The organism is Pseudomonas sp. PDM15 (assembly GCF_014851565.1).
Lineage (GTDB): Bacteria > Pseudomonadota > Gammaproteobacteria > Pseudomonadales > Pseudomonadaceae > Aquipseudomonas.
Genome location: NZ_JACVAA010000003.1, coordinates 460,989 through 486,297 on the forward strand (window position 1 = coordinate 460,989; position 25,309 = coordinate 486,297).

At 62.2% G+C, this 25,309-nt stretch carries 21 protein-coding genes; 10 read left to right on the top strand and 11 right to left on the bottom strand.

The genetic code is table 11. The features are described from left to right. Positions 1–16 precede the first annotated feature (16 nt). From IB232_RS10085 to IB232_RS10125, 9 genes are all read right to left on the bottom strand, one after another. Positions 17–1,171, bottom strand: a complete 1,155-nt coding sequence (locus IB232_RS10085; RefSeq protein ID WP_192398362.1) for an alginate O-acetyltransferase — start codon at positions 1,169–1,171, stop codon at positions 17–19. A gap of 12 nt (positions 1,172–1,183) precedes the next feature. Beyond that, entirely contained in the window at positions 1,184–2,680 is a 1,497-nt protein-coding gene (locus IB232_RS10090; protein ID WP_192398363.1) for an MBOAT family O-acyltransferase, read from the bottom strand. 43 nt (positions 2,681–2,723) lie between these two features. After that, positions 2,724–4,133, bottom strand: coding sequence for an alginate O-acetyltransferase (locus IB232_RS10095; RefSeq protein WP_192398364.1), 1,410 nt, complete (start codon positions 4,131–4,133; stop codon positions 2,724–2,726). 13 nt (positions 4,134–4,146) lie between these two features. Beyond that, positions 4,147–5,712: a mannuronan 5-epimerase AlgG gene (algG, locus tag IB232_RS10100; RefSeq protein ID WP_192398365.1), complete on the bottom strand. Its 1,566-nt coding sequence runs from the start codon at positions 5,710–5,712 to the stop codon at positions 4,147–4,149. A 14-nt stretch (positions 5,713–5,726) separates the two neighbouring features. Beyond that, a complete protein-coding gene (locus tag IB232_RS10105) occupies positions 5,727–7,145 on the bottom strand; it encodes an alginate export family protein (protein WP_192398366.1) in 1,419 nt (472 codons plus the stop codon). Continuing rightward, positions 7,142–8,506 carry a tetratricopeptide repeat protein gene (locus tag IB232_RS10110; protein WP_192398367.1) on the bottom strand — a complete coding sequence of 455 codons (1,365 nt, stop codon included), beginning with the start codon at positions 8,504–8,506 and terminating at the stop codon, positions 7,142–7,144. The genes IB232_RS10105 and IB232_RS10110 overlap by 4 nt, the downstream gene beginning before the upstream one ends. Beyond that, positions 8,503–9,666, bottom strand: coding sequence for an HlyD family efflux transporter periplasmic adaptor subunit (locus tag IB232_RS10115; RefSeq protein ID WP_225592232.1), 1,164 nt, complete (start codon positions 9,664–9,666; stop codon positions 8,503–8,505). Before IB232_RS10115 ends, IB232_RS10110 begins: the two co-directional genes overlap by 4 nt. A gap of 45 nt (positions 9,667–9,711) precedes the next feature. Beyond that, a complete protein-coding gene (locus IB232_RS10120) occupies positions 9,712–11,193 on the bottom strand; it encodes a glycosyltransferase family 2 protein (RefSeq protein WP_192398368.1) in 1,482 nt (493 codons plus the stop codon). Positions 11,194–11,283: 90 nt separating this feature from the next. Beyond that, entirely contained in the window at positions 11,284–12,594 is a 1,311-nt protein-coding gene (locus tag IB232_RS10125; RefSeq protein ID WP_192398369.1) for a nucleotide sugar dehydrogenase, read from the bottom strand. A 724-nt stretch (positions 12,595–13,318) separates the two neighbouring features. Here IB232_RS10125 and IB232_RS10130 point away from each other — a divergent pair. After that, positions 13,319–14,884: a methyl-accepting chemotaxis protein gene (locus tag IB232_RS10130; RefSeq protein WP_192398370.1), complete on the top strand. Its 1,566-nt coding sequence runs from the start codon at positions 13,319–13,321 to the stop codon at positions 14,882–14,884. Positions 14,885–14,918: 34 nt separating this feature from the next. Here IB232_RS10130 and IB232_RS10135 read toward each other — a convergent pair whose 3' ends face one another. Next, complete coding sequence (locus IB232_RS10135; protein ID WP_192398371.1) at positions 14,919–15,860, bottom strand: GNAT family N-acetyltransferase; 942 nt, start codon at positions 15,858–15,860, stop codon at positions 14,919–14,921. Between the two features lie 83 nt (positions 15,861–15,943). Then, the gene (locus tag IB232_RS10140) at positions 15,944–16,615 is read right to left on the bottom strand and encodes an alpha/beta family hydrolase (protein ID WP_318652255.1); all 672 of its coding nucleotides are present in this window, start codon (positions 16,613–16,615) and stop codon (positions 15,944–15,946) included. A gap of 41 nt (positions 16,616–16,656) precedes the next feature. Here IB232_RS10140 and ccoN (IB232_RS10145) point away from each other — a divergent pair, with 41 nt between their 5' ends. The 9 genes from ccoN (IB232_RS10145) (at position 16,657) to IB232_RS10185 (ending at position 25,300) form a co-directional block, all read left to right on the top strand. Continuing rightward, on the top strand, positions 16,657–18,096 hold the full coding sequence (gene ccoN, locus IB232_RS10145) for a cytochrome-c oxidase, cbb3-type subunit I (RefSeq protein WP_192398373.1): 1,440 nt from the start codon (positions 16,657–16,659) through the stop codon (positions 18,094–18,096). Then, positions 18,096–18,710, top strand: a complete 615-nt coding sequence (gene ccoO, locus IB232_RS10150; RefSeq protein WP_192398374.1) for a cytochrome-c oxidase, cbb3-type subunit II — start codon at positions 18,096–18,098, stop codon at positions 18,708–18,710. The genes ccoN (IB232_RS10145) and ccoO (IB232_RS10150) overlap by 1 nt, the downstream gene beginning before the upstream one ends. 6 nt (positions 18,711–18,716) lie before the next feature. Beyond that, on the top strand, positions 18,717–19,667 hold the full coding sequence (ccoP, locus tag IB232_RS10155) for a cytochrome-c oxidase, cbb3-type subunit III (RefSeq protein ID WP_192398375.1): 951 nt from the start codon (positions 18,717–18,719) through the stop codon (positions 19,665–19,667). A gap of 340 nt (positions 19,668–20,007) precedes the next feature. Then, complete coding sequence (ccoN, locus tag IB232_RS10160) at positions 20,008–21,450, top strand: cytochrome-c oxidase, cbb3-type subunit I (RefSeq protein ID WP_137972950.1); 1,443 nt, start codon at positions 20,008–20,010, stop codon at positions 21,448–21,450. Further along, positions 21,450–22,067, top strand: a complete 618-nt coding sequence (ccoO, locus tag IB232_RS10165) for a cytochrome-c oxidase, cbb3-type subunit II (RefSeq protein ID WP_137972949.1) — start codon at positions 21,450–21,452, stop codon at positions 22,065–22,067. The genes ccoN (IB232_RS10160) and ccoO (IB232_RS10165) overlap by 1 nt, the downstream gene beginning before the upstream one ends. Positions 22,068–22,073: 6 nt before the next feature. Then, complete coding sequence (locus tag IB232_RS10170; RefSeq protein WP_137972948.1) at positions 22,074–22,259, top strand: cbb3-type cytochrome oxidase subunit 3; 186 nt, start codon at positions 22,074–22,076, stop codon at positions 22,257–22,259. After that, positions 22,256–23,233 carry a cytochrome-c oxidase, cbb3-type subunit III gene (gene ccoP / locus IB232_RS10175; protein WP_192398376.1) on the top strand — a complete coding sequence of 326 codons (978 nt, stop codon included), beginning with the start codon at positions 22,256–22,258 and terminating at the stop codon, positions 23,231–23,233. The genes IB232_RS10170 and ccoP (IB232_RS10175) overlap by 4 nt, the downstream gene beginning before the upstream one ends. 133 nt (positions 23,234–23,366) lie before the next feature. After that, positions 23,367–24,782 carry a cytochrome c oxidase accessory protein CcoG gene (gene ccoG / locus IB232_RS10180; RefSeq protein WP_192398377.1) on the top strand — a complete coding sequence of 472 codons (1,416 nt, stop codon included), beginning with the start codon at positions 23,367–23,369 and terminating at the stop codon, positions 24,780–24,782. A 14-nt stretch (positions 24,783–24,796) separates the two neighbouring features. Next, a complete protein-coding gene (locus IB232_RS10185; protein WP_192398378.1) occupies positions 24,797–25,300 on the top strand; it encodes a FixH family protein in 504 nt (167 codons plus the stop codon). Positions 25,301–25,309 lie beyond the last annotated feature (9 nt).

Sequence of the window (25,309 nt, forward strand, 5' to 3'; positions counted from 1 at the left end):
TTCCTTTTTGAAGTAGTCATTGAGCCGCCAGCGGTTTGGCGGAGCCTTTCAGGGCCAGGCGCTCGGCGGAGTCCGGACCGGCCCGGAGCTGGGCCAGCCACTGCGCATCGAACTCGGTCAGGTCGCTCGGCATCGTCAGATAGCGTTCCGGGACTTCCCACAGCACCAGCTTGAGGCCGCGGGTTTCTTCCTCGCCCTTGGCCAGCAGGCGCAGCATGGGCACCAGCGGGCCGTGACCGTTCTCGGCGTAGTTGTAGATGTCCGCGCCGAGGGCCTGGCGCAGGGCGCCGGGGAAGTTCCACTTGGGATTGGCGCTGTAGCTGGTGCCGACCAGAGCCACCTCGGGTGCGCTGTCGCCGAACAGGTCGCCACCGCCCTCGCCGCCTTGCAGCTCGGTCTGGCGCTGCTCTAGCTTCTCGCTGGGCGGTTGCATGTCGGCGAAGTACGGATCCAGCGGCAGGTAGCTGAGCAGGTCGCCCTTGTGCGACTCACTGCCGGTGACCTGGGTCGCGTAGCTGGCACTGCCACCCTGCCAGCTGCTGGCCTGGCGCAGATGCTCCGCCACCGCCTGGGCCACCACGGCGGCGCCGTGCGGGGTCCAGTGGGTGTCGGTGCGCAGGAAAACGGCGCCCTGCTGCTTGCCGTTCTGCAACGCGGCGAACAGATCCGGCCCGCGCAGGCCGAGGCTGTTCATGCGCTGTAGGGACTGGGTGTAGAGCTCCTGCTGCTGGGCCACCGGACGCTTTTCGGCGAAGTACTCGGAGTACAGGCGCGCCTTGGCCGGCAACAACACCAGTTGCAGCTCGATGCCGCGGCGTTGCAGTTCTGCCTGCACCCCGGCGATCAGCTGCCAGTTGTCATCCGCCTGCTTGGGGTCCTTCGACGGCTTGAACTCCTCGTCGGTGAACAGCCAGCCATCGCGGCCGACCACCACACCCAACCGGCCCTCGCCGAACAGGCCGTACTCCAGAGCAGCCCAGGCGTTGGTGCCGAACTCCTTGACCGGGAAGCCTTTGTCATAGTGCTTCTCGATGGCGTGGGCCAGCTTGCCGTTGAGCACGGTGGTCTCGCTGGCCGTGGAGAAGCTGAACAGGTTCGGCAGCGAAGCCAGCGACAGCGCCGCCAGCAGGGCTACGAAGATGAAGCTGTAGAGGATATTGATGGTGCGCATGTCGGCTCCTCCTCAGAACTGGAAGTACAGGAAGGGTGAAAAGCTTTGCGCCGACAGCTTCAGGATCGAGGCGGCAAACAGCAGCAGGATCAAAGTGCGGCCCAGCAACACCGCGTAGGCTGGCGTAGCCGCCACGGCGCCACCGGCGGTACCACCCGCCAGCGGTGCGGCACCGCTCGCGTCTGCCGCCTCGGCCTTGGGTGCACGCGAGGCCAACGGGTTGGCATAGAACTGGCGGATGCCGAACCAGGCAATCACCCCGTAGGCCAGCAGCAGCGTGCCGATCTGCAGGCTGGTCAGCTGGGAAACGGTCAGCTCCGACAGGCTCCACTCGGAGAAGTCGAACATGGCGGCGTACATGCGCCAGGCCACGTCGAGGTTCTCGGCGCGGAAGATCACCCAGCCCAGCACCACCAGGAGGAAGGTGAAGGCCCACTTCAGCGGATTGAGGGTACGCGGCGCGGCGTCCACACCCAAGGCGCGCTCGATGGCCAGCCACATGCCGTGCCAGGCGCCCCAGATCACGTAGGTGAAGTTGGCGCCGTGCCACAGACCGCCCAGCAACATGGTCAGGAACAGGTTGCGGTAGGTCTGGAAGGTGGTACCGCGGTTGCCGCCCAGGCTGATGTACAGGTAGTCGCGCAGCCAGGTGGACAGACTGATGTGCCAGCGCCGCCAGAACTCGGTGATCGACTGGCTGATGTAGGGCTGGTTGAAGTTCTCCATGAAGCGGAAGCCCATCATCAGACCCAGGCCGATGGCCATGCTGCTGTAGCCGGCAAAGTCGAAGTACAGCTGCGCGGTGTAGGCGAAGGCGCCGAGCCAGGCATCACCGGTGGTGGGGTTCTCCAGGGCGAAGCAGTGATCGGCGATGGGCGCCACGCTGTCGGCGATGAACACCTTCATGATGAAACCCTGCATGAAGCGTGTGCAGCCTTCGGCGAACTTGTCCACCGTATGGGTACGGTGGTTGAACTGGTCCACCAGGTCGCGGAAGCGCAACACCGGGCCGGCGATCAGGTGCGGGAAGATCGCCACGAACGCGGCGAAGTCGATCAGGTTGTGGGTGGCCGGGGTATCGCCGCGGTACACATCGATGATGTAGCTGATCGACTCGAACACGTAGAACGAGATGCCGATCGGCAACAGGATGTGCGTCAACACGAAGGGGTCCATGCCGAACGAGCTGACCACCATGTTGAAGCTCTCGACCCCGAAGTTGGCGTACTTGAAATAGCCGAGCACGCAGAGGTCGACCACCACACCGAGGATCAACCATTTCTGCGCGGCTTTAGTCCGCACTCCGGCCGCACCGATACGCAGACCGATCCAGTAGTTGAACACGGTGACGGCGGCGAACAGCGCGAGGAAGTCGATGCGCCACCAGGCGTAGAAGATGTAGCTCGCAATCAGCAACAGCAGATTGCGATAGCGATTCCCGCTCAGGTAGTACAAGCCGAGGAAGATCGGCAGGAACAGGAACAGGAACACGTTGGACGAAAAAACCATTTTATCCTCCTTGTGGCCTGCGCCAGCGGCGCAGGCCTATAGCTCAATCGGCCTGAGCCTGCATTTGGCCTGGTTGGCGCGGACAGACATTCACTTCTGCCTGGAGCCCTTTGGGCATATCCGCAGGCATGTCCAGGTCAAATGAGAGCAGCGTCTGCCCTGCCCCTTCCGCATCGTCCCGCAGGTTGAAAACGAAGCGCCCGTCGCCCTCTACTTCACGAGTGCGCTCGATCTTCAGCTGCTCCTTGGAGCCGCTCATGTACCAGACGGTACCTTTGAGCAACTTGACGCCTTGCTGGTTGAACTGGACGTCTGCCAGATAGCGCTCGCTGCGAATGGGCAGGACACCGGAATTCACCAGGATTTCATTGCGGCCCGGTTGCAGCGTCACCTTCTTGCTCAATGTGGTCGACTTGTCCTTACAGCCATCAGCCAGCATCGGCATGATCTGCCGGTAGAAGATCGGCATGGAGATGTCGTAGTAGCTGGTGATTTCCCAGATCAGGATCTTCGGCGGCCGCGCCTGAAAGTCCTGGCTGCCGAGATACTGCAGCATGGCGCTGTGGAACCCGCCGCCGCTCACCGAACGGTTGTCGATATCGACGGCGGCCTGTTCCTTCAGGAAGCCGGAGAAGTTGTATTGCGGCGTACTGAAGCTGGTGCCTGCCAGAATCACCTGCGGCAGCTCTTCGTCACCGAACAGGTCGCTCGCCTCGTCCTTGGGCTCGGTGATGAAGCGGGTCACGTATTGGTTTTCATAGCTGTAGCCACAGACCTTATGAAACGCCTGGTTGAGTGAGCCGATCTTGTAGCCCAGGCCATCCGGGCGACTGACGAACTCCTTGCGCGGGACGCTCTTGAATACTTCCGAGCGGCGAAGCTCTTCGGCAACCAGTTTGGCGGCGAACTCGGCACCGTATGGAGTCCAGTGGTGGTCGCGCTTGTAGAAGAACGGCTTGTCCGCTTCGCCATGCTCTTCCAGCATGGGCGTCAGGTCCGGCACCAGAATGCCCAGCGAACGCATCTTTTCGATGACCTTGTGATAGTTTTCCTCGGCCAGATCGAACTCGAACGTCTGACGCGTCTCGGGGCTCAGCTTGTCTGCGTTGGCCATGCCCCGGGTCGGGATATAGACAATCATCAACTGGGTGCCCATGGCCTTGAGCCGGTCGCTCAACTCCTGCAGGTGGGCATAGCCCTCGGGCGTGGTGCCCATCTGGGTCATCAGGTCGGTCTTGGTGCGGAACAGCCAGTCATCCTTGCCTTGCACCAACTTGCTGAAATCACTCATGTCGCCGGTGTAAGTGGCATCGTTGAGAGCCTGCGGGCAGATTTCACAGCACTTCTCGATGGCATATTGCGGCGCTGTCTGCTCGGCAAAGGCAGATTGAATCGCCAACATTCCGAGTGCCGCCCCAATAGCTGTCTGACTAATAAAAAACTTACGATTCATTTGATCACCTCGCCTATTGGCGTTGAGCCAGTTTCTGCAACGGCAAGACGTGCACTGCTTTCTTCTGCCGAATCATCAGGTCGAGAATCTCGCTCTTGCCCTGAGCAAGCGCACCGAACATCCCCACACCCGAATCTTTGGAGGGCATCAGCATTTCCAGGCGAGAAAGCTTCACGCTGCGGGGGGCGACAACAGAAATAGCGCCGGACTGATTACCGATCAGTCGATCACCTATCACGTTCAATGACAGGTTCATGTCGAACGGATCGAGTTGGAGATCGCGAGGCGTGTGGGTGAGGTCCTTCACATGCCCGTAGACCCCTAACAAGCCATTGGCCATGGAGATGTTTTCGAACAAGGTCACGTCATAACTGTTGCGCACGCGAATGCCGTGCCGCCCGTTATTGAAGGACTTGTTGCGCATCAGCAGATTGTCGCCGCTCTCATAGATGGTGATGCCGTCCGAGCCGTTTCGATAAACCTCGTTATTGGCCACCACGTTATTCACGCTGATCCGGTCGATCACGATGCCGGACAGGGTGTTTTCATAAGAGCGGTTGTTGATGATCCAGCTGTCGTTCACCTCGCGGGAAATGATGATTCCGTGCTTCTGCACCGTGCCATAAGCCGTGTTGCCAGCAATGATCAGTCGGCGTGAACGGTCATGCGGGTCGATGCCGTAGACCAGGTTGTTCCGATAGGTATTGTTGAGCAGCACGACATCGAAGGCCTCGTAGCAATAGAAGCCGTACCACATATCGTCGAACATGGAGTTGATCAGCCAACCGGTAGGATGGTCGCGCTTCATGATCGGATGCATCGCCGGGCTGTACTGGGAAATCGACACGCCGTAAGACTTACTCGCCGTGTAACCCAGGCTCGAGACGACACTGTTGACGATATAGGTTTCGGTTCCGCCCCAGGAGTTGAGGAACGGCCGGAAGCGCCCCTTCTTCGCGAACCAGTCCTGGCTGTTGTCCTTTTCGCGCCAGGCGGTCAGGCGGCTGTCGGTAATGAACAGCTTGCTGTCGTTGATGAGGAAGGCGCCATGATCACTCGACAGCCTGAAATCCTTGGTGCTCTTGTCGATATGAAAGGTCGCGCCTTGGTTCACCACGATCGGCCGCCGGGCGATATAGATACCGGGCTCGGTTTCCTCGAAGTACTTGGCAGGTAGTGCCTTCGCCAGATCCTTGGGAGTGACGTAACCGCCGTCGATGAATATGACTTGCGGCATTTCACCCTGACGTTTCAGCCACTCGCGGATACGTTCATCACCGCCGGTGAACTCCACCAGGGTGTTCTGCTCCAGCATGCGGCGCACGGCGATTGTCCCGGCAGGCTTGCGGACAATCTTTGCCTGCACCGCTTCGGCGGTGTAAGGGGTCAGGTCTGGAAATTTAGGTGGAGTGATTTCCAGAGACTCTGCCGGTGTGCCGGATACCTGATAGTCCTCCTGCACTTTTGCCGGGTCGAACACCAGCCCCTTTACAGGAGCGCCATCCGCTCTGGCGATGGAGCTGAGCACAACAGCTCCAAGTAGCAAGACGATTGCAACTATTGATCGACGCGCGTTCATTGCAAACCCCCTGTCTAGTAGCGCCAAATCACATCGAGAAATGCGCGATGCATTTTCGAATCGGTTTCATCTGCAAAAGCGTCCCCGGCAAAGAACAGGCCGCCGCGGAAGCGGACCAGGGCGGACTTGGCTCCCAGCCAGCCGAGGGCAGGCGGGATACGCCCTTCATCGAAGTAACGAGTCAGCACAAGATCGACCTCCTGGCCGATATCCTTCTCGCCGGGAACCATGTTTGACTGCAGGCCGCTTTTGCTATCGAAGTCATCGTCGACCCGCCAGAAGCGGTGATAGATGACACTGGCGTCGTACTCGTTATCGATATTCCAACCGGCGAACAGGCTGGCCGCCTGCAAGTTGGTCATTTCACCGCGATAGGCCTCACCGAAACGGTTGATCGAGGACTTGGTTCCCGTGAAGTTGGAGCGATTGCTCTGCAGGTCCGTTTGCAGGAACTGCTCTTCCTCGCCTCCCGATGCCCGGGTATAGGTCGTGCCCACCCGCCAGGCGTCGTCGATGTTCCAGCGCAATCCCAGGTCGAGCGCCCAAGCATCGACATCCTCACTGCGCTGCCCGGTGACCCGACGAGTACCGCCTACCGTCGAGCTGGTCAGATAGTCCAGATCGGCGTTCATCCAGGTAACGCTGGCCAAATAGCTCAGCGGATTGGTGCTGCGGTGGTTGTAGAAGTCGCCGTTGAACTCGACGCCCAGCCAGGTGGCTTGACCGTTGTAGCTCTTGTCGAGAACGCCCAGCTCTTCGCCGGCCTGGTTTAGGTCGCCGCTGTCATCGCTGTGGTGGAACTTGATTCCAGCCCAGTGACCAGGGCGCCATTGCCTGGCGATGTCGGCCATGAAATGAACACGGTCGTCATCCTGCGGAGCCAGTTCATCAAGATCGGTGCGATAGTCGCTGAAGCGCTCCGCAACCCCCACGTGGGCACTCAGCAGGGTGGTGTCGAAGGTCCAGCGCAGGGCCTCGATGTTGCTATCCCACCACAGGCCATCGGCGCTTCTGATTTTCTGCCGGCCCAAGCGCAGCGATTCACCGGGGTAGGCCGTCAAGCCGGAGTAGTCGACCCAGAACTCATGAAGAGCGAGGAACTTGTCGTCCCGCTCGCGGGCGTCGTCCGGGTCGAAGGTGTCCGACTCGCTGGTATCGGATTCGATGACGTCGGTGGCCGCAAAGGCCTCGCCGAGGACGTAACCGCTCCAGTCCCCCGAGCGATGGAAGACCCATGGGCGCAGGCTGATACCCGCTCCGTTGAAGTCACCGCCTTCACGGGTGCCCAGGTCCTGATCGTCGATACTTTGTCCGGTGATCTTTACGTTGGCCCCATAAGACAGGCCCGATGGCAACTCAGCCGCCTGCAGCGAGGCGACGGAACATCCGGAAGCCCAAATAAGCAGAGCAATTGATCGTTTGGATACTGTCATAGCATTCCCTGCGTACTGTTTGTCTTGAGGGTGGTGCTGACCTGCTCTTGACCACGCGCACGCATTTCGCCCTGGGATAGCTCCAGAGCCTTGGCGATTTCCGCCGAGTTCATGGTGGGCGCAAGACGGTCAATCAGGACCTGGCCGTATGGCAGGCCACCTTGCTTGGCCAAATTGGCAAACGAATAGGCATAGACCTTGTTGATCTTCACCCCCTGGCCGTCGCTGAAGAGCCTGGCCAGGTCAATGTCGGACTGGACATCACCCGCGCGCGCTGCGATCAGATAGTGCTCGAGCGCTTTCTCCGGCTGGATCTGGCCCAGTTGGCCGCCCGCGTACAGCTTGCCCAGGAAATAGTTGGACCTGGGCTCCAGGGGGGCCGACATCAGCAGGTATTTTTCCGCGGCGACCGGGTCGGCCGGGATGACTTTCCCGCGCAGGTAGAGACGCCCAAGCATGTAGGCCGCTCGATTGATCCCGGCATCCAGCCCTTTCTGCAGATAGGCGTGGATCTCGTCCGGGCTTTCGACGAGCTGGGGATAGCGGATCGACAGTTCCGCCAGGTCGCACCAGGCATCGGGGAAAGTCGGGGCGATCGCCACATAAAGCCCCTTCGCCGCTTCGGGGTCGGGCTGCCCGGCATCGCTGCCGACCAAAGCCTTGGCCACGTCACGCATCGCCTCCGGAGGCAGGCGGCCGGATTGGAATTCCGACTGCATGCGCTCCAGCAGCGCTGCCTGCTCGTCGCCACGCCCCTGGCTGCGATAGACCACCGCCAGCTCGGCATAACACTCGGTCACCTGGGCGAGCCAGCGCTGACAGGTCTGCTCGATCTCGGCGACGTGCTGCTGGTAATCCCCGCGGGCGCGGTACAGGAGGATCTTGCCGAGTTGAGCCTCGGCGATCCCCTGCTCCTCCCAGAGATCGAGCTGACGCTCGATCTCCGGATCCTGTGCGCCCAAGGGGCCATTCAACTTGACGCGAACCCAGGGAAGCACAGTGCTGGTGTCTCCCAACTCCAGCCCGCGACGCAGCAGCTGATCCGCCTCGTTGCGCTCCTGTATAGAACTATCCGGCTTGCTGGCCAGCCATTTGCCGAGGCGCGTAGGAGCCAAGGGGGACTTGTCCATGGCATCGCGATACATCTGCTCGCCCTTGGCCTGCTTTTCCTTGGAAGGGCTTTTGATCAGCAGATCAGCGAGCCCCACCTGCGCATCGACATAGCCGAGCTCCGCCAGGGGGCGGAAATTGGCCTCTGCCGTTTCCGTATCCCCGCGGAACTTCGCATCTTTGGCCAGCTGCAGATCCGGTGTAGAACATCCCACCAATAGACTGCAACCTAGCAGCATGACCCTGTTCATTTGCCGGCCGCCACGGTGGTGCGGGTCCACAGCCCATCGAACGGCTGAATGCGAACATCGACCGGGCGTTTGACCAGCACGTTATCCAGCGGATCATGGGGCGTGATCATGACGCGGATGTCGGAAGCCAGACCGCCGTCCTGCAGCGCCATGCTGGTAATGGTGCCGGCGCGCGGGGTCTTTTCGCCGCCGACCAGGAAGTCCACCGGGGTGCCCGGCTGCAGGTCTGCGAACGCACGGTAAGGGAAGCGCGCCTCTACACTGGCCACGCTATCCAGCGGCGCAAGGTTGAATACCGCGGTCCCTTTGGCAGCTACCTGGCCATCGCCCACCAGTTGCGCCACGACGCGGCAATCGCAAGGACTGGTCAGGGTTCCCTGAATATTCTTGCTGAACAGACGCTCCAGATTCTCCGGGGTCATTTCCGATTCCGGCAGGATGTTCTTCAGCGCATCGAGCATGGTGGCCGAATAGGTCGCGACCGGAGCCCCCTTCTTCACCACGTCACCGATCTTCACCAGGCTCTGCACGGAGCCCTCGCGAGGCATCGCCACTTCCTGACCAGGCACTACCACCTGAGCAGAGTCGGCATGGGTGATGAAGTAGATGTCGTACAGCTGGTACAGGATGTACGTGCACGCCGCGACGCCGACCAGGAAGATGCCCATGCTCAGGCTCACTGCACGCAGACGCCCAAACAGGCCGGTCGGCGCACCGTCGATGCCTTTGCGCGGCTTGGTGAAGTTTTCCCGTTGCAGGGTGCTGATCAGATCACCGGCGTTGATGAGCTCACCGCTGAGGAAAGAGCTGATCAGGTAGCGCAGCGTCGCGATCTCGCGCGGGCGCAGGTGGTGGAACTCGCAGCCGGCGCGTTTGCCGCCGAGCGAACGTACCTGGAATTCGACATCCATGTTGAAGCCGATGCCTTCGACCTCGAACATCAGTTTGCCGCGGCAATACTGCCCTTCGGTGAGCAGGTTGTTGCCAGGATGGAAGGAGAAGCCGCCGACCGACAGGTCGAGCAACTGAGCCTCGAGTTCCTGGCCCTGCTGGGTGAAGTAGCGGATCTTCGCCGGCAGCTTGAGGCGCGCGTACTGGCGCTGGGCTTCGGCTTCATGAACCACGTTGCTGTTGATGCTGGGGCTGATCACTGCGCTCATATTCGTTCCTTTATGCAATCAAGAGTCTTTGATGGGTCACGAGCTTCAGACCACCCACATCAGAGCAGCGACGAAGACGCTGCCTGCGGAGAAGGTCATGGTTCGGGACGACCAGGTGTTGAACCAGCGCTGGAAGCTGGCGAGATCGCGGTTGAGCTTGGTCTTCTGGCGCGTCCAGGACTGCTGGTCCAGGCGGAAGAACACGTACACCTTCACCAGTGCGCCGACGATCTGGTTGTAATAGAGGATCAACGGATAAGCCGGACCGATCCTGTGGCCAGAGGCCAGCAGCAGCAGGGTCAGCACCAGCCGGGTGAGGCCAATCCACAGCAGGTAAATCAGCAGGTAGGCAAAGCCGTATTTGATGCTGGCGATGATCGCCACCGAGGGCCCGAGCAGGCTGGTCCACATGGACACCCGCTGGTCGAGCATGACCACGCTGGTGAACACGCCCAGACGCCGTATGCCCAGGCCGAGCGCACGCGAGTTCTGCCGCAGGTTGTTGCCGTACCAGCGGAACATCAGCTTGCGGCTGGCCTTGATGAAGCTCTTCTCCGGAGGGTGTTCCACGGTGTGGATGGAGGCATCCGGCACGTAGAAAGTGTCGTAGCCAAGGCGCATCAGGCTGTACCAGCTGGACTTGTCGTCGCCGGTGAGGAACTTGAAACGCCCCAAGCGCCAGTGCTCGAGATGGTCGTTCTCGACGTCAGCAATGAAGCCCGGATCGGTCACCACCTCGGCACGGAACACCGACATCCGCCCGGTCAGGGTCAGCACACGCTTGGACAGAGCCATCGAGCACATGTTGATGTGGCGCTGCGCGAAACGCAGCTTGTGCCACTCCTGCATGACGTAGCCGCCGCGCACCTCGCAGAACTCGTTGGTGGTGAGCCCGCCGAGATTGTCGAACAGGGTGAAGTAGGGTGCCGTCTGGCGTACCACGCCGGCGGAGAGCACGGTGTCGCCGTCAACCACCGCCACTACCGCGCGGCTGTCCGGTTGGTGCCGGGAAATGGCGCGGAAGCCCTGGGCCAGCCCGTCACGCTTGCCGGTACCAGGAATCCGCACTATGTCCAGGCGCACACGAGCCGGTGGTTCCAGGCGGTTCCACAGGTTCTTGATCAGCAGCTCGTCCGACAGCTCGACGATCGAGCACACCACGGTGCTGGGGTAGCCGCAGTCGATCGCTTCCTGGATCACCGAGCGGTATACCGCTGCGGTGGTCAGGGCGTCGATACGAAAGCTGGTCACCAGCAGGTAGACGTGCGAAGGATCGGCCGCCTCGCCCAGCCGGCGCGCCTTGCGCCGATAGTGCGGGTAGACGATGTAGAGAAAGATGAGCCCGCGAACGTAATGGATCGCGCCCATCGAGTAACGCCAGATTCCCACTGCGCCAAGTATCAGCAGGAAGTCCGTCGACTCCGGATCGAAGATGGTGTGTGGCAGCAACAAGGCCATGCCACCCAACAGCGACAAATAGAACAGCCAGCCCGCGCCATTGCGCAAGCGTCCTTGAAGACTTTCCATGGTTGCCAATCCCGTTTGGTTTACTGCTCTGCAACGGGGGCGTCCTTATTGTTGTTGTAACGCCCTGTGCACATTGACCTACAGCAGTTGCTACCAGCAGAGGCCCTCTTTGACCTCGTCGCTGCACTGGCGCATGAAACCGACCAGGTCGATCAGTTTCTTGCCGGGCGGCAGTTGCTGGACCACGGTTTCGAACAGCTCGTCGCCGTTGCCGAGGACGATCACGTCGGCATCCGCCACCACCTGGTTGAGGTCGGAGCGCAGCAGAGAAGAAACGTGGGGGATCTTCGATTCGATGTAGTCACGGTTGGCACCATGAACACGGGCGTATTCGACATTGCGATCGAAGATCTTCAGGTCGAAGCCCTTGCCGATCAGCATCTCAGCCAGCTCCACCAGCGGGCTTTCGCGCAGGTCATCGGTGCCGGCCTTGAAGCTCAGTCCGAGCAGCGCGACCTTGCGTTTGTCCTGACTGGCGATGAGGTTGTAGGCATTGCGCACCTGGGCCTCGTTGCTCGGCATCAGCGCGCTGATCAGCGGCGACTCGACGTCGAGCTGGGTGGCGCGGTAGTTCAGAGCGCGAACGTCCTTGGGCAGACAGGAGCCGCCGAAGGCGAAGCCGGGCTTCATGTAGTACTTGGACAGGTTGAGCTTGTGATCCTGGCAGATCACGTCCATCACCTCGCGGCCGTCGACCCCGACCGCCTTGGCGATGTTGCCGATCTCGTTGGCGAAGGTGATCTTGGTCGCGTGCCAGACGTTGCAGGTGTACTTGATCATCTCCGCGACCTCGACGGTCTTGCGGATGATCGGGGCGTCGAGCTCGCTGTAGATTTCCGCGAGCAGATCACCGGAGGTCTGATCCAGCTCGCCGATCACGGTCATGGCGGGGAAATCGTAGTCCTTGATCGCGGTGCTCTCGCGCAGGAACTCGGGGTTCACCGCCACGCCGAAATCCTTGCCGGCCTTGAGCCCGGAGTATTTCTCCAGGGTAGGAATCACCACGTTGCGCAGAGTACCCGGCAGCACGGTGCTACGGACCACCACGGTGTGGCGACTGGTCTTCTCGGGGAGGACCTTGGCGATCTGCTGGCAGACTTCCTCGATGTAGGACACGTCCAGGTCGCCGTTGCGTTTGCTCGGCGTCGGCGGCGCCAGGAAGGAGATATCGGTCTCCAGAATCGCCTCGCGCACGTCCAATGTGCCGCGCAACTTGCCGCTGCTCACGCCCTTCTGCAGCAGGTCTTCCAGCCCGGGCTCGACGATCGGCGAGCGACCGCTGTTGATCAGATCGATCTTCAGCGGCGAAATGTCCACACCAACGATCTGATGCCCTCTGGCCGACAGGCAACCAGCACACACAGCTCCTACATAGCCCAGCCCAAAGATGCTGATTCGCATTGGACGATCTCCTCCTTGCGTTGATCGATACAACAGCCCCATGGCTGTCGCCTACTTCGCGAGACCGGACTACAGGTACTACAAATTCCTCGGGTCTCTGTTACCACCTGGGGCCATCTTCCGTTCCAATTAAATTGATACAGAAATTGAAATGACCCCGAGCAAAACAGATGCCTTGCGAAACAACAAAGTTCCGCAGCAGGCAGGTTTAAAGTTATTTCTTTGAAAACAGTGACCTAGTTACCAGAGGTAACCGATCAAGCGCTTTGCGCGCGTCGTTTTTTTGGCACACACCCAGGGATGCGGCTCTAGGACGCAGCATACAAGGGTTGAATTAGAAAGTAACACCTAGTTTTTTGCGGCGCTTCACGAAGTAAAAATAGAAGAATATTATTCCCAACCAATCTATAGCCATTTTTCTGACGCCAACTAATCAAGCATATCTGCACGAACAAGCCATCATAAGGGCGTCAATTACCCAACAATAAGCAGCATCAATTGGCCATCACTCGATCCACAATGAAAGTGCTGCCTGACAGAATCACTTCAAATAAGTTTCATATATTTTTCCGCGCGCTTACTTATTCTGGAAATTACTTCGCATATAACAATTCCTACCCAAACGGACAGATTAAGCTCCCCTGGCCAGCCTCCGGTCGCTAAACTTTCCCGCAGCGCGGCCGATGTGCCGAGGACAGCCATCCAGTTCAAGAAGCGATTACGCATGCGAAACAACCAGCCCGTTACTCAGCGCGAACGCACCTTCCCCGCCCAGCAGCGCCTGATCTCGACCACCGACCTCAAGGGACAGATCACCTACTGCAACCAGGCCTTCATTGAGGTCAGCGGCTTCGAGCGGGAAGAATTGATGCGTGCGCCGCACAACCTGGTGCGCCATCCGGATGTGCCGCCCGCCGTGTTCGAGCACATGTGGCAGACCCTGAAGAAGGGTCGCCCGTGGATGGGCGTGGTGAAGAACCGCAGCAAGAATGGCGACCACTACTGGGTCAACGCCTATGTCACTCCGATCCTGGAGAAGGGCCAGGTGGTGGGTTATGAGTCGGTGCGGGTCAAGCCCAGCGCCGAGCAGATCCGTCGCGCCGAGGCGCTGTATGCGCGGATCAACGCCGGCAAGCCAGCCATCCCCGCCACCGATCGCTGGCTGCCGGTGCTACAAGCCTGGCTGCCATTCATCCTGATCAGCCAGATCGGCTTTCTGATCGGCCACTGGATGGGTTCGACCTGGGGCTTCCTACTGGCAGCCCTTCTCTCGGTGCCGTTGGGTTTGGCCGGCATCAGTTGGCAGACCCGTGGGGTCAAGCGCTTGCTGCGCCTGGCCGAGCAGACCACCTCCGATCCGCTGATCGCCCAGATGTACACCGACAGTCGCGGCGCCGAGGCACGCCTGGAAATGGCCATGCTCAGCCAGGAAGCGCGCCTGCGCACCTGCCTGACCCGCCTGCAGGACACCGCCGAACGTCTCACCAGCCAGGCCCAGCAGGCCGACCAACTGGCACACAACAGCTCGGCCGGGCTGGAACGCCAGCGCGTGGAAACCGAGCAGGTCGCCACCGCCATCAACGAGATGGCCGCCACCACGCTGGAAGTGGCGAGCAATGTGGCCCGCGCGGCGATCGCCACCCAGGAGGCCAACCGCCTCACAGGTGAGGGGCGCAACGTCGCCGCGGAAACCCGCGACGCCATCCAGCGCCTCTCGACCTCCGTCGGCGAGACCGGCGAGACCGTGTCGCGCCTGGCTCAGGACAGCAACGAGATCGGCGGAGTGGTCGACGTTATCAAAGGGATCGCCGACCAAACCAATCTGCTCGCGCTCAACGCCGCCATCGAGGCGGCGCGAGCCGGCGAGATGGGCCGCGGCTTCGCCGTGGTGGCCGACGAGGTTCGCTCGCTGGCCCAGCGCACGGCCGAATCTACCGGGCAGATCCACGCGCTGATCGCCAAGCTACAGCGCACCGCGGAGGAAGCGGTGATGACCATGGAGATCGGTCGCAAGCAGGCCGACGAGGGTGTGGAGCGCGTCCAGCAGGCCGACCAGGCGCTGCAGGGCATCAGCGATGCGGTGGCCAACATCACCGACATGGCCAATCAGATCGCAGCCGCTGCCGAGGAGCAGAGCGCGGTGGCCGACGAGATCAACCAGAACATCACCACCATCGCCCAGCTGGCCGACCAGACTTCCAGCGAGGCGCACAGCACCGCGCAGCTCAGCGAGGAGCTGACCTCCACCGCCAAGGATCAGTACTCGCTGGTGGAACGCTTCAACCGCTGAGTGATACAGCGGCGCCCCGATCAGGGCGCCGTCGTCAGCGCCAGTCGTCGAGCAGGAACACGCCGGGCCTGTTGTAGCCGGGCTCGTTGTCACGCTGCATGGCGATGCCCTGGATATCGGTGCGCATGCCCCGTTCGAGCATGCAGCGATAGGCCTCATGGCGCGCCGTGTTGACCCCGGCCTCCAGTCGCTCCATGCCGCGGGCGTCGGCCAGCGCCTCGCAGGCATCGAGCAGGCGCTCGAAACGCGCCAGCTCTCCCGCCCCCGATGCAACCGCGGCGAACTTGACGTAGCACTTGCCGCTCCCCGCCTCGCTGCCCGCGCCGCAGTGGCAGACGGCGAAGCCGACCAGCTCCCCTTCCTCCCGCAGCAACACGGTGTCGCCAAGCCCCTGGGCCTGGGTCGCACGAATTTCCCGAGCCACGTCCAGGCCCTGGTAGATCCGGTCGGTGAGCGACGCGCAGGCACGCAACACTTCTTCCCGCTCCGCCTCGGCAAGCGCCGAGTAGCGCTCCCAGCCGCCCTCGGCCTGGCCGGACCGCACCGGCTTGGACATGATGGCGGTGAGCGCTCGCGGCCAAAAGCCGTAGCGTTGATACAGGCCCACATGCTTGGGGCTCTGCGCGAAGGTGAACAGGCCGGCGTGGCTCACGCCCCAACACTCGAACAGGGCCATGACCGGATCCAGCAGGCGCTGGCCGAAGCCGCCGTTCCAGTAGTCGGGGTGAATCGTCAGCGGGCCGAAGAAGCCTACGCTGCCCCAGCGCGTGGCGAAGTTGGAGCCAACCAGCACGCCGCCCTGCTCGGCCACGAAGGCGGCCGCCGGGTCGGCCAGCCAGCGCGTCCTGGCGTAGTCCTGGTCGCCCCAGAAGGTCGCCGGATCCGGCGCGCCGAGGAAGGTGCCGAAGGCCAGGCCAATGATGCGACCGGCCTCCGGCAGATCGTCCTCTGTCATGGGGCGGGTGATCGTGTCCATGGTACCTCCGTTGCGTCCCTGTCGATGTGCGCATGCTTAGCAGAGCACAGGCGTCCTGTTTCGGCCATCCGCGGCGCGCTGCGCTAGCGGTTCGCCAGAAAAGCCGCCACGCCCTGCGCCGCTCGCTGCAGGTGCTGTTCATGACTGAAGCCCGAGGCCTTCAGCGGCTTCAGATCGTGGTCGGCCGCCTCTAGCCACTCCACGCGGACTGCCGAGGCCAACGCGTAGGCCTCCACCACCTGACGGTTGCCCAGAGCATCACGCTCGCCCTGGACGATCAGGGTCGGCGTGCGCAGATCGACCAGATGCGCCACCCGCGGCTTCTCCGGCTTGCCCGCGGCATAGAAGGGATAACCCAGACAGACCAGTGCATCAGCACCCAGCTCGTCCGCCACCAGGCTGGCCATGCGCCCGCCCATGGACTTGCCGCCAATGGCCAGCGGCCCGCTCACCCGCTTACGTACCTCGGCATACACCTGCCGCCAGCACTCCAGTAGCTGCGCCTGCGGATTGGGCGGGCGCTTGCCGCCCCCCGAACGCCTTTCGGCCATATAGGGAAATTCGAAGCGCAGCACGCTCACCCCGCGCGCGGCCAGCAGCGCGGCCATGCGCTGCATGAAGTCGCTGTCCATCGGCGCACCGGCGCCGTGGGCGAGGATCAGGGTGACCTGCGACATTCCGTCCGCCCCGTTCCACAGCCATCCCTGCGCTCGGCATTGATCCTCGTCAATAACCGTCAACTTGCCATTACCCATGCTTGCCCTGCTTTTCCTAACCGTGGATGGAAGCCCAACACATGAACACAACCAGCAGCACCGCCTACAACTATAAGGTGGTCCGCCAGTTCGCCATTATGACGGTGGTTTGGGGCATAGTCGGGATGGGGCTCGGCGTGTTCATCGCCGCCCAGCTGGCCTGGCCCGAACTGAACTTCAACCTGCCGTGGACCAGCTTTGGTCGATTGCGCCCGCTGCACACCAATGCGGTGATCTTCGCCTTCGGCGGCTGCGCGCTGTTTGCCACCAGCTATTACTCGCTGCAACGCACCTGCCAGACCCGACTGATCTCGGACAAGCTGGCCGCCTTCACCTTCTGGGGCTGGCAACTGGTGATCGTCCTCGCCGCCATCAGCCTGCCCTTGGGCTGGACCAGCTCCAAGGAATACGCCGAGCTGGAATGGCCGATCGACATCCTCATCACCATCGTCTGGGTCGCCTACGCCCTGGTGTTCTTCGGCACCCTGCTCAAGCGCCGGACCAAGCACATCTATGTGGGCAACTGGTTCTTCGGCGGTTTCATCCTCACCGTGGCGATCCTGCACATCGTCAACAACCTGGAGCTGCCGGTCAGCCTGACCAAGTCCTACTCGCTGTATGCCGGTGCCACCGACGCCATGGTCCAGTGGTGGTACGGCCACAACGCCGTGGGCTTCTTCCTCACCGCCGGCTTCCTGGGGATGATGTACTACTTCGTGCCCAAGCAGGCCGAACGCCCGGTGTACTCCTATCGCCTGTCCATCGTGCACTTCTGGGCGCTGATCACCCTGTACATCTGGGCCGGCCCGCACCACCTGCACTACACCGCGCTGCCGGACTGGGCGCAGAGCCTGGGCATGGTCATGTCCCTGGTGCTGCTGGCACCCAGTTGGGGCGGCATGATCAACGGCATGATGACCCTCTCGGGTGCCTGGCATAAGTTGCGCACGGACCCGATCCTGCGCTTCCTCGTGGTGTCCCTGGCCTTCTACGGCATGTCCACCTTCGAAGGCCCGATGATGGCGATCAAGACCGTCAATGCCCTGTCGCACTACACCGACTGGACCATCGGCCACGTACACGCCGGGGCCCTCGGCTGGGTGGCGATGATCTCCATCGGCTCGCTCTACCACCTGATCCCGAAAGTCTTCGGCCGCGAGCAGATGCACAGCCTGCCGCTGATCAACGCGCACTTCTGGCTCGCCACCATCGGTACCGTGCTGTACATCGCCTCCATGTGGGTCAACGGCATCACCCAGGGCCTGATGTGGCGTGCGGTGAACGACGACGGCACCCTCACCTACTCCTTCGTCGAGGCGCTCGAGGCCAGCCACCTGGGCTTCGTCATCCGCGTCGCTGGTGGCGCCATCTTCCTGCTCGGCATGTTCCTGATGGCCTGGAACACCTGGCTGACCGTACGCGCCGCCAAGCCGGCCGAGTACGACGCCGAAGCCCTGATCCCCGCGGAGGTCGCCCACTGATGAGCAGCAAGCACGAAATACTCGAGAAGAACGTCGGCCTGCTGGCCCTGATGATGGTCTTCGCCGTGAGCATCGGCGGCCTGACCCAGATCGTCCCGCTGTTCTTCCAGGACGTGGTCAACGAGCCGGTCAAGGGCATGCAGCCCTACACCGCCCTGCAGCTGGAAGGTCGTGACATCTATATCCGCGAAGGCTGCGTCGGCTGCCACTCGCAGATGATCCGCCCGTTCCGTGCCGAAACCGAGCGCTACGGCCACTACTCCGTGGCCGGCGAAAGCGTCTGGGACCACCCGTTCCTGTGGGGCTCCAAGCGTACCGGCCCCGACCTGGCCCGCGTCGGCGGGCGCTACTCGGACGACTGGCACCGTGCCCACCTGTACAACCCGCGCAACGTGGTACCGGAATCGAAGATGCCGGCCTACCCCTGGCTGGTCGAGAGCAAGCTCGACGGCAAGGACAGCGGCGCCAAGATGCAGGCCCTGCGCACCCTAGGCGTGCCCTACAGCGACGCCGACATCGCCGGCGCCCAGGCGGCCGTGAAGGACAAGAGCGAGATGGAAGCGCTGGTCGCCTACCTGCAGGTGCTCGGCACCAGCCTGAAGAACAAGAGGTAATCGGACATGACCACTTTCTGGAGCTGGTACATCACCCTGCTCACCCTGGGCAGCCTGATCGCACTGCTGTGGCTGCTGTTCGCCACCCGCAAGGGCCAGCGCCCCGGCACCACCGAAGAGACCCTGGGCCACGCCTTTGACGGCATCGAGGAATATGACAATCCGCTGCCCAAGTGGTGGTTCATGCTGTTCCTCGGCACCCTGGTGTTCGCCGGCGCCTACCTGCTGCTCTACCCAGGCCTGGGCAACTTCGCCGGCAAGCTGCCGGGTTACGAAGGCGGCTGGACCCAGGTCAAGCAATGGCAGCGCGAGATGGACAAGGCCGACAAGGAATATGGCCCGATCTACGCCAGCTACGCAAAGCTGCCGGTGGAAGCGGTCGCTCAGGACGAGCGCGCGCTGAAGATGGGCGGCCGCCTGTTCGCCTCCAACTGCTCGGTGTGCCACGGCTCCGACGCCAAGGGCGCCTATGGCTTCCCCAACCTGACCGACAAGGAATGGCGCTGGGGCGGTGACGCGCAGGCGATCAAGCAGACCATTGCCAGCGGCCGCAGCGGCATGATGCCGCCACAAGCCGCGATGATCGGCGAAGACGGCGTACGCAACGTCGCCGCCTACGTGCTTACCGAACTGGCCGGGCGCAAGCTGCCGGAAGGCGAGACTGCCGACATCGGCGCCGGCCAGAAGATCTTCGCCGGCACCTGCTTCGCTTGCCACGGCGCGGACGGCAAGGGCACGCCGAGCATGGGTGCACCGAATCTGACCAAGCCCAGCGCCTTCATCTATGGCAGCAGCTTTGCCCAGCTGCAGCAGACCATCCGCTACGGCCGCACTGGCCATATGCCGGCGCAGCTGTCGTATGTGGGCAGTGAAGACAAGGTCCACCTGCTGGCCGCCTACGTCTACAGCCTGTCGCAGAAGCCAGCAGCGGTCGAAGCGACCCTCGCCAACGAATGATCCTCCCTCCGCGGGCGCCGCTCGGCGCCCGCGACCTTCGGCTTATGCGACCCGATGTCGCACCCGGCCGACCACTGACCTACCGCTCCGCCTGAGCTGGGCTAAGCTGCCCACAGTCGCATTCGGCGACACTTTCCGCCTCCTGTTGCTTTCGTCGCATCCAGCTCGATACATCGCGGACGTCGAAAATGAGTCTCAACAAAGCCCTCGCGACAGTCTCGAAAGCCCAGCGGCAGCCCGATTTCAATGGGGTGCGGCGTTGCAATGGGTACCTCATTTCTCCATACTTGCCGCCGATTTTTTACCCCTAAGAAACTCCATTAACCGTGGTACCCCTAGCATGAGCACAGCAACAAGTCAGACTGCTTATAACTACAAGGTGGTCCGCCAGTTCGCCGTTATGACGGTAATCTGGGGGGTCATCGGGATGGGTCTCGGAGTGTTCATCGCCGCGCAACTCGTGTGGCCGGAACTCAATCTGAACCTGCCGTGGACCAGCTTCGGCCGTCTGCGCCCGCTGCACACCAACGCGGTGATCTTCGCGTTTGGCGGCTGCGCCCTGTTCGCCACGTCCTACTACGTGGTTCAGCGCACCTGCCAGGCCCGCCTGATCTCCGACAGTCTGGCCGCTTTCACCTTCTGGGGTTGGCAAGCCGTGATCGTGCTGGCCGTGATCACCCTGCCGCTGGGCTACACCTCCTCCAAGGAGTACGCCGAGCTGGAGTGGCCGATCGACATCCTCCTGGGTGTGGTCTGGATCACCTACTGCGCGGTGTTCTTCGGCACCATCATCAAGCGCAAGACCAAGCACATCTATGTGGGCAACTGGTTCTTCGGTGCCTTCATCCTGGTCACCGCCATGCTGCACATCGTCAACAGCATGGAAATGCCGGTCACCCTGTTCAAGTCCTACTCGGTCTACGCAGGCGCCACCGACGCGATGGTCCAGTGGTGGTACGGCCACAACGCCGTAGGCTTCTTCCTGACCACCGGCTTCCTGGGGATGATGTACTACTTCGTACCCAAGCAGGCCGAGCGTCCGATCTACTCCTATCGCCTGTCCATCGTGCACTTCTGGGCGCTGATCACTCTGTACATCTGGGCCGGTCCGCACCACCTGCACTACACCGCCCTGCCGGACTGGGCCCAGTCCCTCGGCATGGCCATGTCCGTCATCCTCCTGGCTCCGAGCTGGGGCGGCATGATCAACGGCATGATGAGCCTGTCCGGCGCCTGGCATAAGCTGCGCAGCGACCCCATCCTGCGCTTCCTGGTCGTCTCCCTGGCCTTCTACGGCATGTCGACCTTCGAAGGTCCGATGATGGCCATCAAGACCGTCAATGCCCTGTCGCACTACACCGACTGGACCATCGGCCACGTACACGCCGGCGCCCTCGGCTGGGTGGCGATGATCTCCATCGGCTCGCTGTACCACCTGATTCCGAAAGTGTTCGGTCGCGAGCAGATGCACAGCATCGCCCTGATCAACGCGCACTTCTGGCTCGCCACCATCGGTACCGTGCTGTACATCGCCTCCATGTGGGTCAACGGCATCACCCAGGGTCTGATGTGGCGTGCGGTCCACGAAGACGGCACCCTCATGTACTCCTTCGTCGAAGCCCTGGAAGCCAGCCACCATGGCTTCATGGTTCGCGCTCTCGGCGGTGCCTTCTTCGTTACCGGCATGCTGCTGATGGCCTACAACACCTGGCGTACCGTGCGTGCCGCTGACAAGAGCAAGTACGACGAAGCCGCCCTGATCCCTGCTGAGGTTGCGCACTGATGGCCGGTAGCAAACACGAGATATTCGAGAAGAACATCGGCCTGCTGGCCATCGGCATGGTCCTGGCCGTGAGCATCGGTGGTCTGACCCAGATCGTTCCGCTGTTCTTCCAGGACGTCACCAACACCCCGGTGGAAGGCATGAAGCCGCGCACCGCCCTGGAGCTGGAAGGTCGTGACATCTATATCCGCGAAGGCTGCGTCGGCTGCCACTCGCAGATGATCCGTCCGTTCCGTGCCGAGACCGAGCGCTACGGCCACTACTCCGTGGCCGGCGAAAGCGTCTGGGACCACCCATTCCTGTGGGGTTCCAAGCGTACCGGTCCTGACCTGGCCCGCGTCGGCGGCCGCTACTCCGATGACTGGCACCGTGCGCACCTGTACAACCCGCGCAACGTGGTACCGGAGTCGAAGATGCCGGCCTACCCGTGGCTGGTCGAGAACAAGCTCGACGGCAAGGACACCGCCGCCAAGATGGAAGCCCTGCGCGCCCTCGGCGTGCCCTACACCGACGAAGACATCGCCGGTGCTCGCGAAGCCGTCAAAGGCAAGACCGAGATGGACGCCATGGTGGCCTTCCTGCAAGGCCTGGGCACTTCTATCAAGAACAAACGGTAACGCGTGATGGATATCGGGATGATTCGCGGCATCGGCACGGCAGTGGTCTTCATCGCCTTCATCGGCGTGGTGCTCTGGGCCTACAGCAGCAGACGCAAGAGCAGCTTCGACGAAGCGGCCAACCTGCCCTTCGCCGACGACGTCCCGGCCAAAAAGCGTGACGAGCAAGATTCTGGGAGCAATAAAGAATGACTTTGTTCTGGAGTATTTACGTCAGCGTACTGAGCCTCGGCACCATCGTGGCTCTTACTGCGCTGATCTTCGGTATTCGCAAGGGCCAGCGCCCCGAGACCACCGAAGACACCGTCGGCCATGCCTTCGACGGTATCGAGGAGTTCGATAACCCGCTGCCGAAGTGGTGGTTCATGCTGTTCATCGGCACCATCATCTTCGCCCTCGGCTACCTGGTCCTGTACCCGGGCCTGGGCAACTGGAAAGGCGTACTGCCAGGCTACAACGAAGCCGGCGACGGCAAGCCCTTCGCCAACGGCGAAGCCGGCTGGACCGGCGTGCACCAGTGGGAAAAGGAAATGGTCCGCGCTGACAAGGAGTACGCGCCGATCTACGCCAAGTTCGCCGGCCAGCCGATTGAGGAAGTGGCCAAGGACCCTCAAGCACTGAAAATGGGCGCCCGCCTGTTCGCCTCCAACTGCTCCGTGTGCCACGGCTCCGATGCCAAGGGCAACTACGGCTTCCCCAACCTGACCGACAACGAGTGGCGCTGGGGCGGCAAGCCGGAAGACATCAAGCAGACCATCATCGGTGGCCGCCACGGCCAGATGCCGGCCCAGGCACCGACTATCGGCGAGGAAGGCGTGCGCAACGTCGCCGCCTACGTGCTCACCGAACTGGCCGGCCGCAAGCTGCCGGAAGGCACCAAGGCCGACGTCGCCGCCGGCAAGCAGGTGTTCGAGAGCGTCTGCTTCGCCTGCCACACCAAGGAAGGCACCGGCACCCCGAGCATGGGCGCACCGAACCTGACCAACCCGAGCGCCTTCATCTACGGCAGCAGCTACGCCCAGCTGCAGCAGACCATCCGTTACGGCCGCAGCGGCAACATGCCTGCCCAGCTGCCGTACGTGGGTAGCGAAGACAAGGTGCACCTGCTGGCCGCCTACGTGTACAGCCTGTCGCACGGCAAGGCCGACGTGGCAGTCGAGAAGTAATGCGTACCCGCCCGGGACGCGACCGCCGGTCGCACCCGGGCATCGCTCGATCAGGCGTACCATAGTGCCGTGAAATCCTGACTCCCTCGGCAAGTATCGACGGAGCACTCACCCAAGCCGTGGTACGCAACTGATGAGCGAACAGATTCCCGTCCGAAACATCACTCCTCCCCCGGCCAAGGGCGGCGATACCGTCGACCTCTACGCCAGCCGCGAAAAGATCTACACCCGCGCCTTCACCGGCCTGTTCCGCAACCTGCGTCTCGGCGGCGGAGCCTTCCTCTTCCTGCTCTACTTCGGCACCGTCTGGCTGAACTGGAACGACCGTCAGGCCGTCTGGTGGAACCTGCCGGAACGCAAATTCTTCATCTTCGGCGCCACCTTCTGGCCGCAGGACTTCATCCTGCTGTCGGCGCTGCTGATCATCGCCGCCTTCGGCCTGTTCTTCATCACCGTGTTCGCCGGCCGCGTCTGGTGCGGCTACACCTGCCCGCAGAGCGTGTGGACCTGGATCTTCATGTGGTGCGAGAAGATCACCGAAGGCGACCGCAACCAGCGCATGAAGCTGGACAAGCAGCCGATGAGCGCCGAGAAATTCGCGCGCAAGGCGGCCAAGCACAGCCTGTGGATCCTCATCGGCCTGGTGACCGGCCTGACCTTCGTCGGCTACTTCTCGCCGATCCGCGAGCTGATCCCCAACCTGCTCACCGGCGCCGCCGATGGCTGGGCCTACTTCTGGGTCGGCTTCTTTACCCTGGCCACATACGGCAACGCCGGCTGGCTGCGCGAGCAGGTATGCATCTACATGTGCCCCTACGCGCGCTTCCAGAGCGTGATGTTCGACCAGGACACCCTGATCGTTTCCTACGACCCGCGCCGTGGCGAACACCGTGGCCCGCGCAAGAAAAACGCCGACTACAAGGCCGAAGGCCTGGGTGACTGCATCGACTGCACCATGTGCGTCCAGGTCTGCCCGACCGGCATCGACATCCGTGACGGCCTGCAGGTCGAATGCATCGGCTGCGCCGCATGCATCGACGCCTGCGACAGCATCATGGACAAGATGGGCTACCCCAGGGGCCTGATCAGCTACACAACCGAACACAATCTATCCGGCCAGAAGACCCAACTGCTGCGTCCGCGCCTGATAGGCTACGCCGTCGTGCTGCTGGCCATGATGAGTCTGTTCGCCTGGGCCATCGCCAGCCGCTCGCTGGTGGAGATGGACGTGCTCAAGGACCGCGTGCTGTTCCGCGAGAACGAGCAGGGCCATATCGAGAACGTCTACACCGTGAAGCTGATGAACAAGGCCCAGCGCGACCTGACCTACCTGATCTCCGTCGAAGGCATCGACGGCCTCACCTACGAAGGCCGCAGCGAGATCAAGGCCGCCGCCGGCGAGGTGCTGTCGATTCCGGTGGAACTGTCCATCGAGCCGGAGAAGCTGCCTTCCAGCGCCAATGAAATTCTGTTCAAGGTCCAGGCCTTGGAAGATCCAACCATCCAGAGCGACGCCGACAGCCGATTCATCGGCCCCAGCGTGCGCTGAACACAGGTCCCTCCATGTCGTCGCCACAAACTCCGGTCAACCCTTGGTACAAAGAGCCCTGGGTCTGGTTCATCCTCGGCATCCTCGGCATGGCCGTGGTGCTGGGCACCAGCATGCTGGTGATCGCCACCAAGAATCCCCCGGGTCTGCTGTCGGACAACTACTACGACGTCGGCAAGGGCATCAACACCTCGCTGGAGCGCGAGGAGCTGGCCCAGCGCCTCAAGCTCAAGGCCGCCCTCACTCTGGACAACGAGCGCGGTACCGTCAGCCTGCAGCTGGAGGGTTACAGTAATCCGCCGCAGCTGGTGCTCAACCTGATCTCGCCAACCCAGCCGGAGCGCGACCGCCGCGTGGTGCTGCAGGCCCAGCCCGACGGCAGTTACGCCGGCAACCTGCTGGACGCCATCGAGGGTCGTCGCTTCATCGAGCTGATCGGCCAGGAAGGCGGCAAGGACTGGCGCCTGTTCGAGGAAGAGAAGCTGGTCAGCGGCCAGCGCTTCCAGCTCGGCGAGTGATGTTCCGAC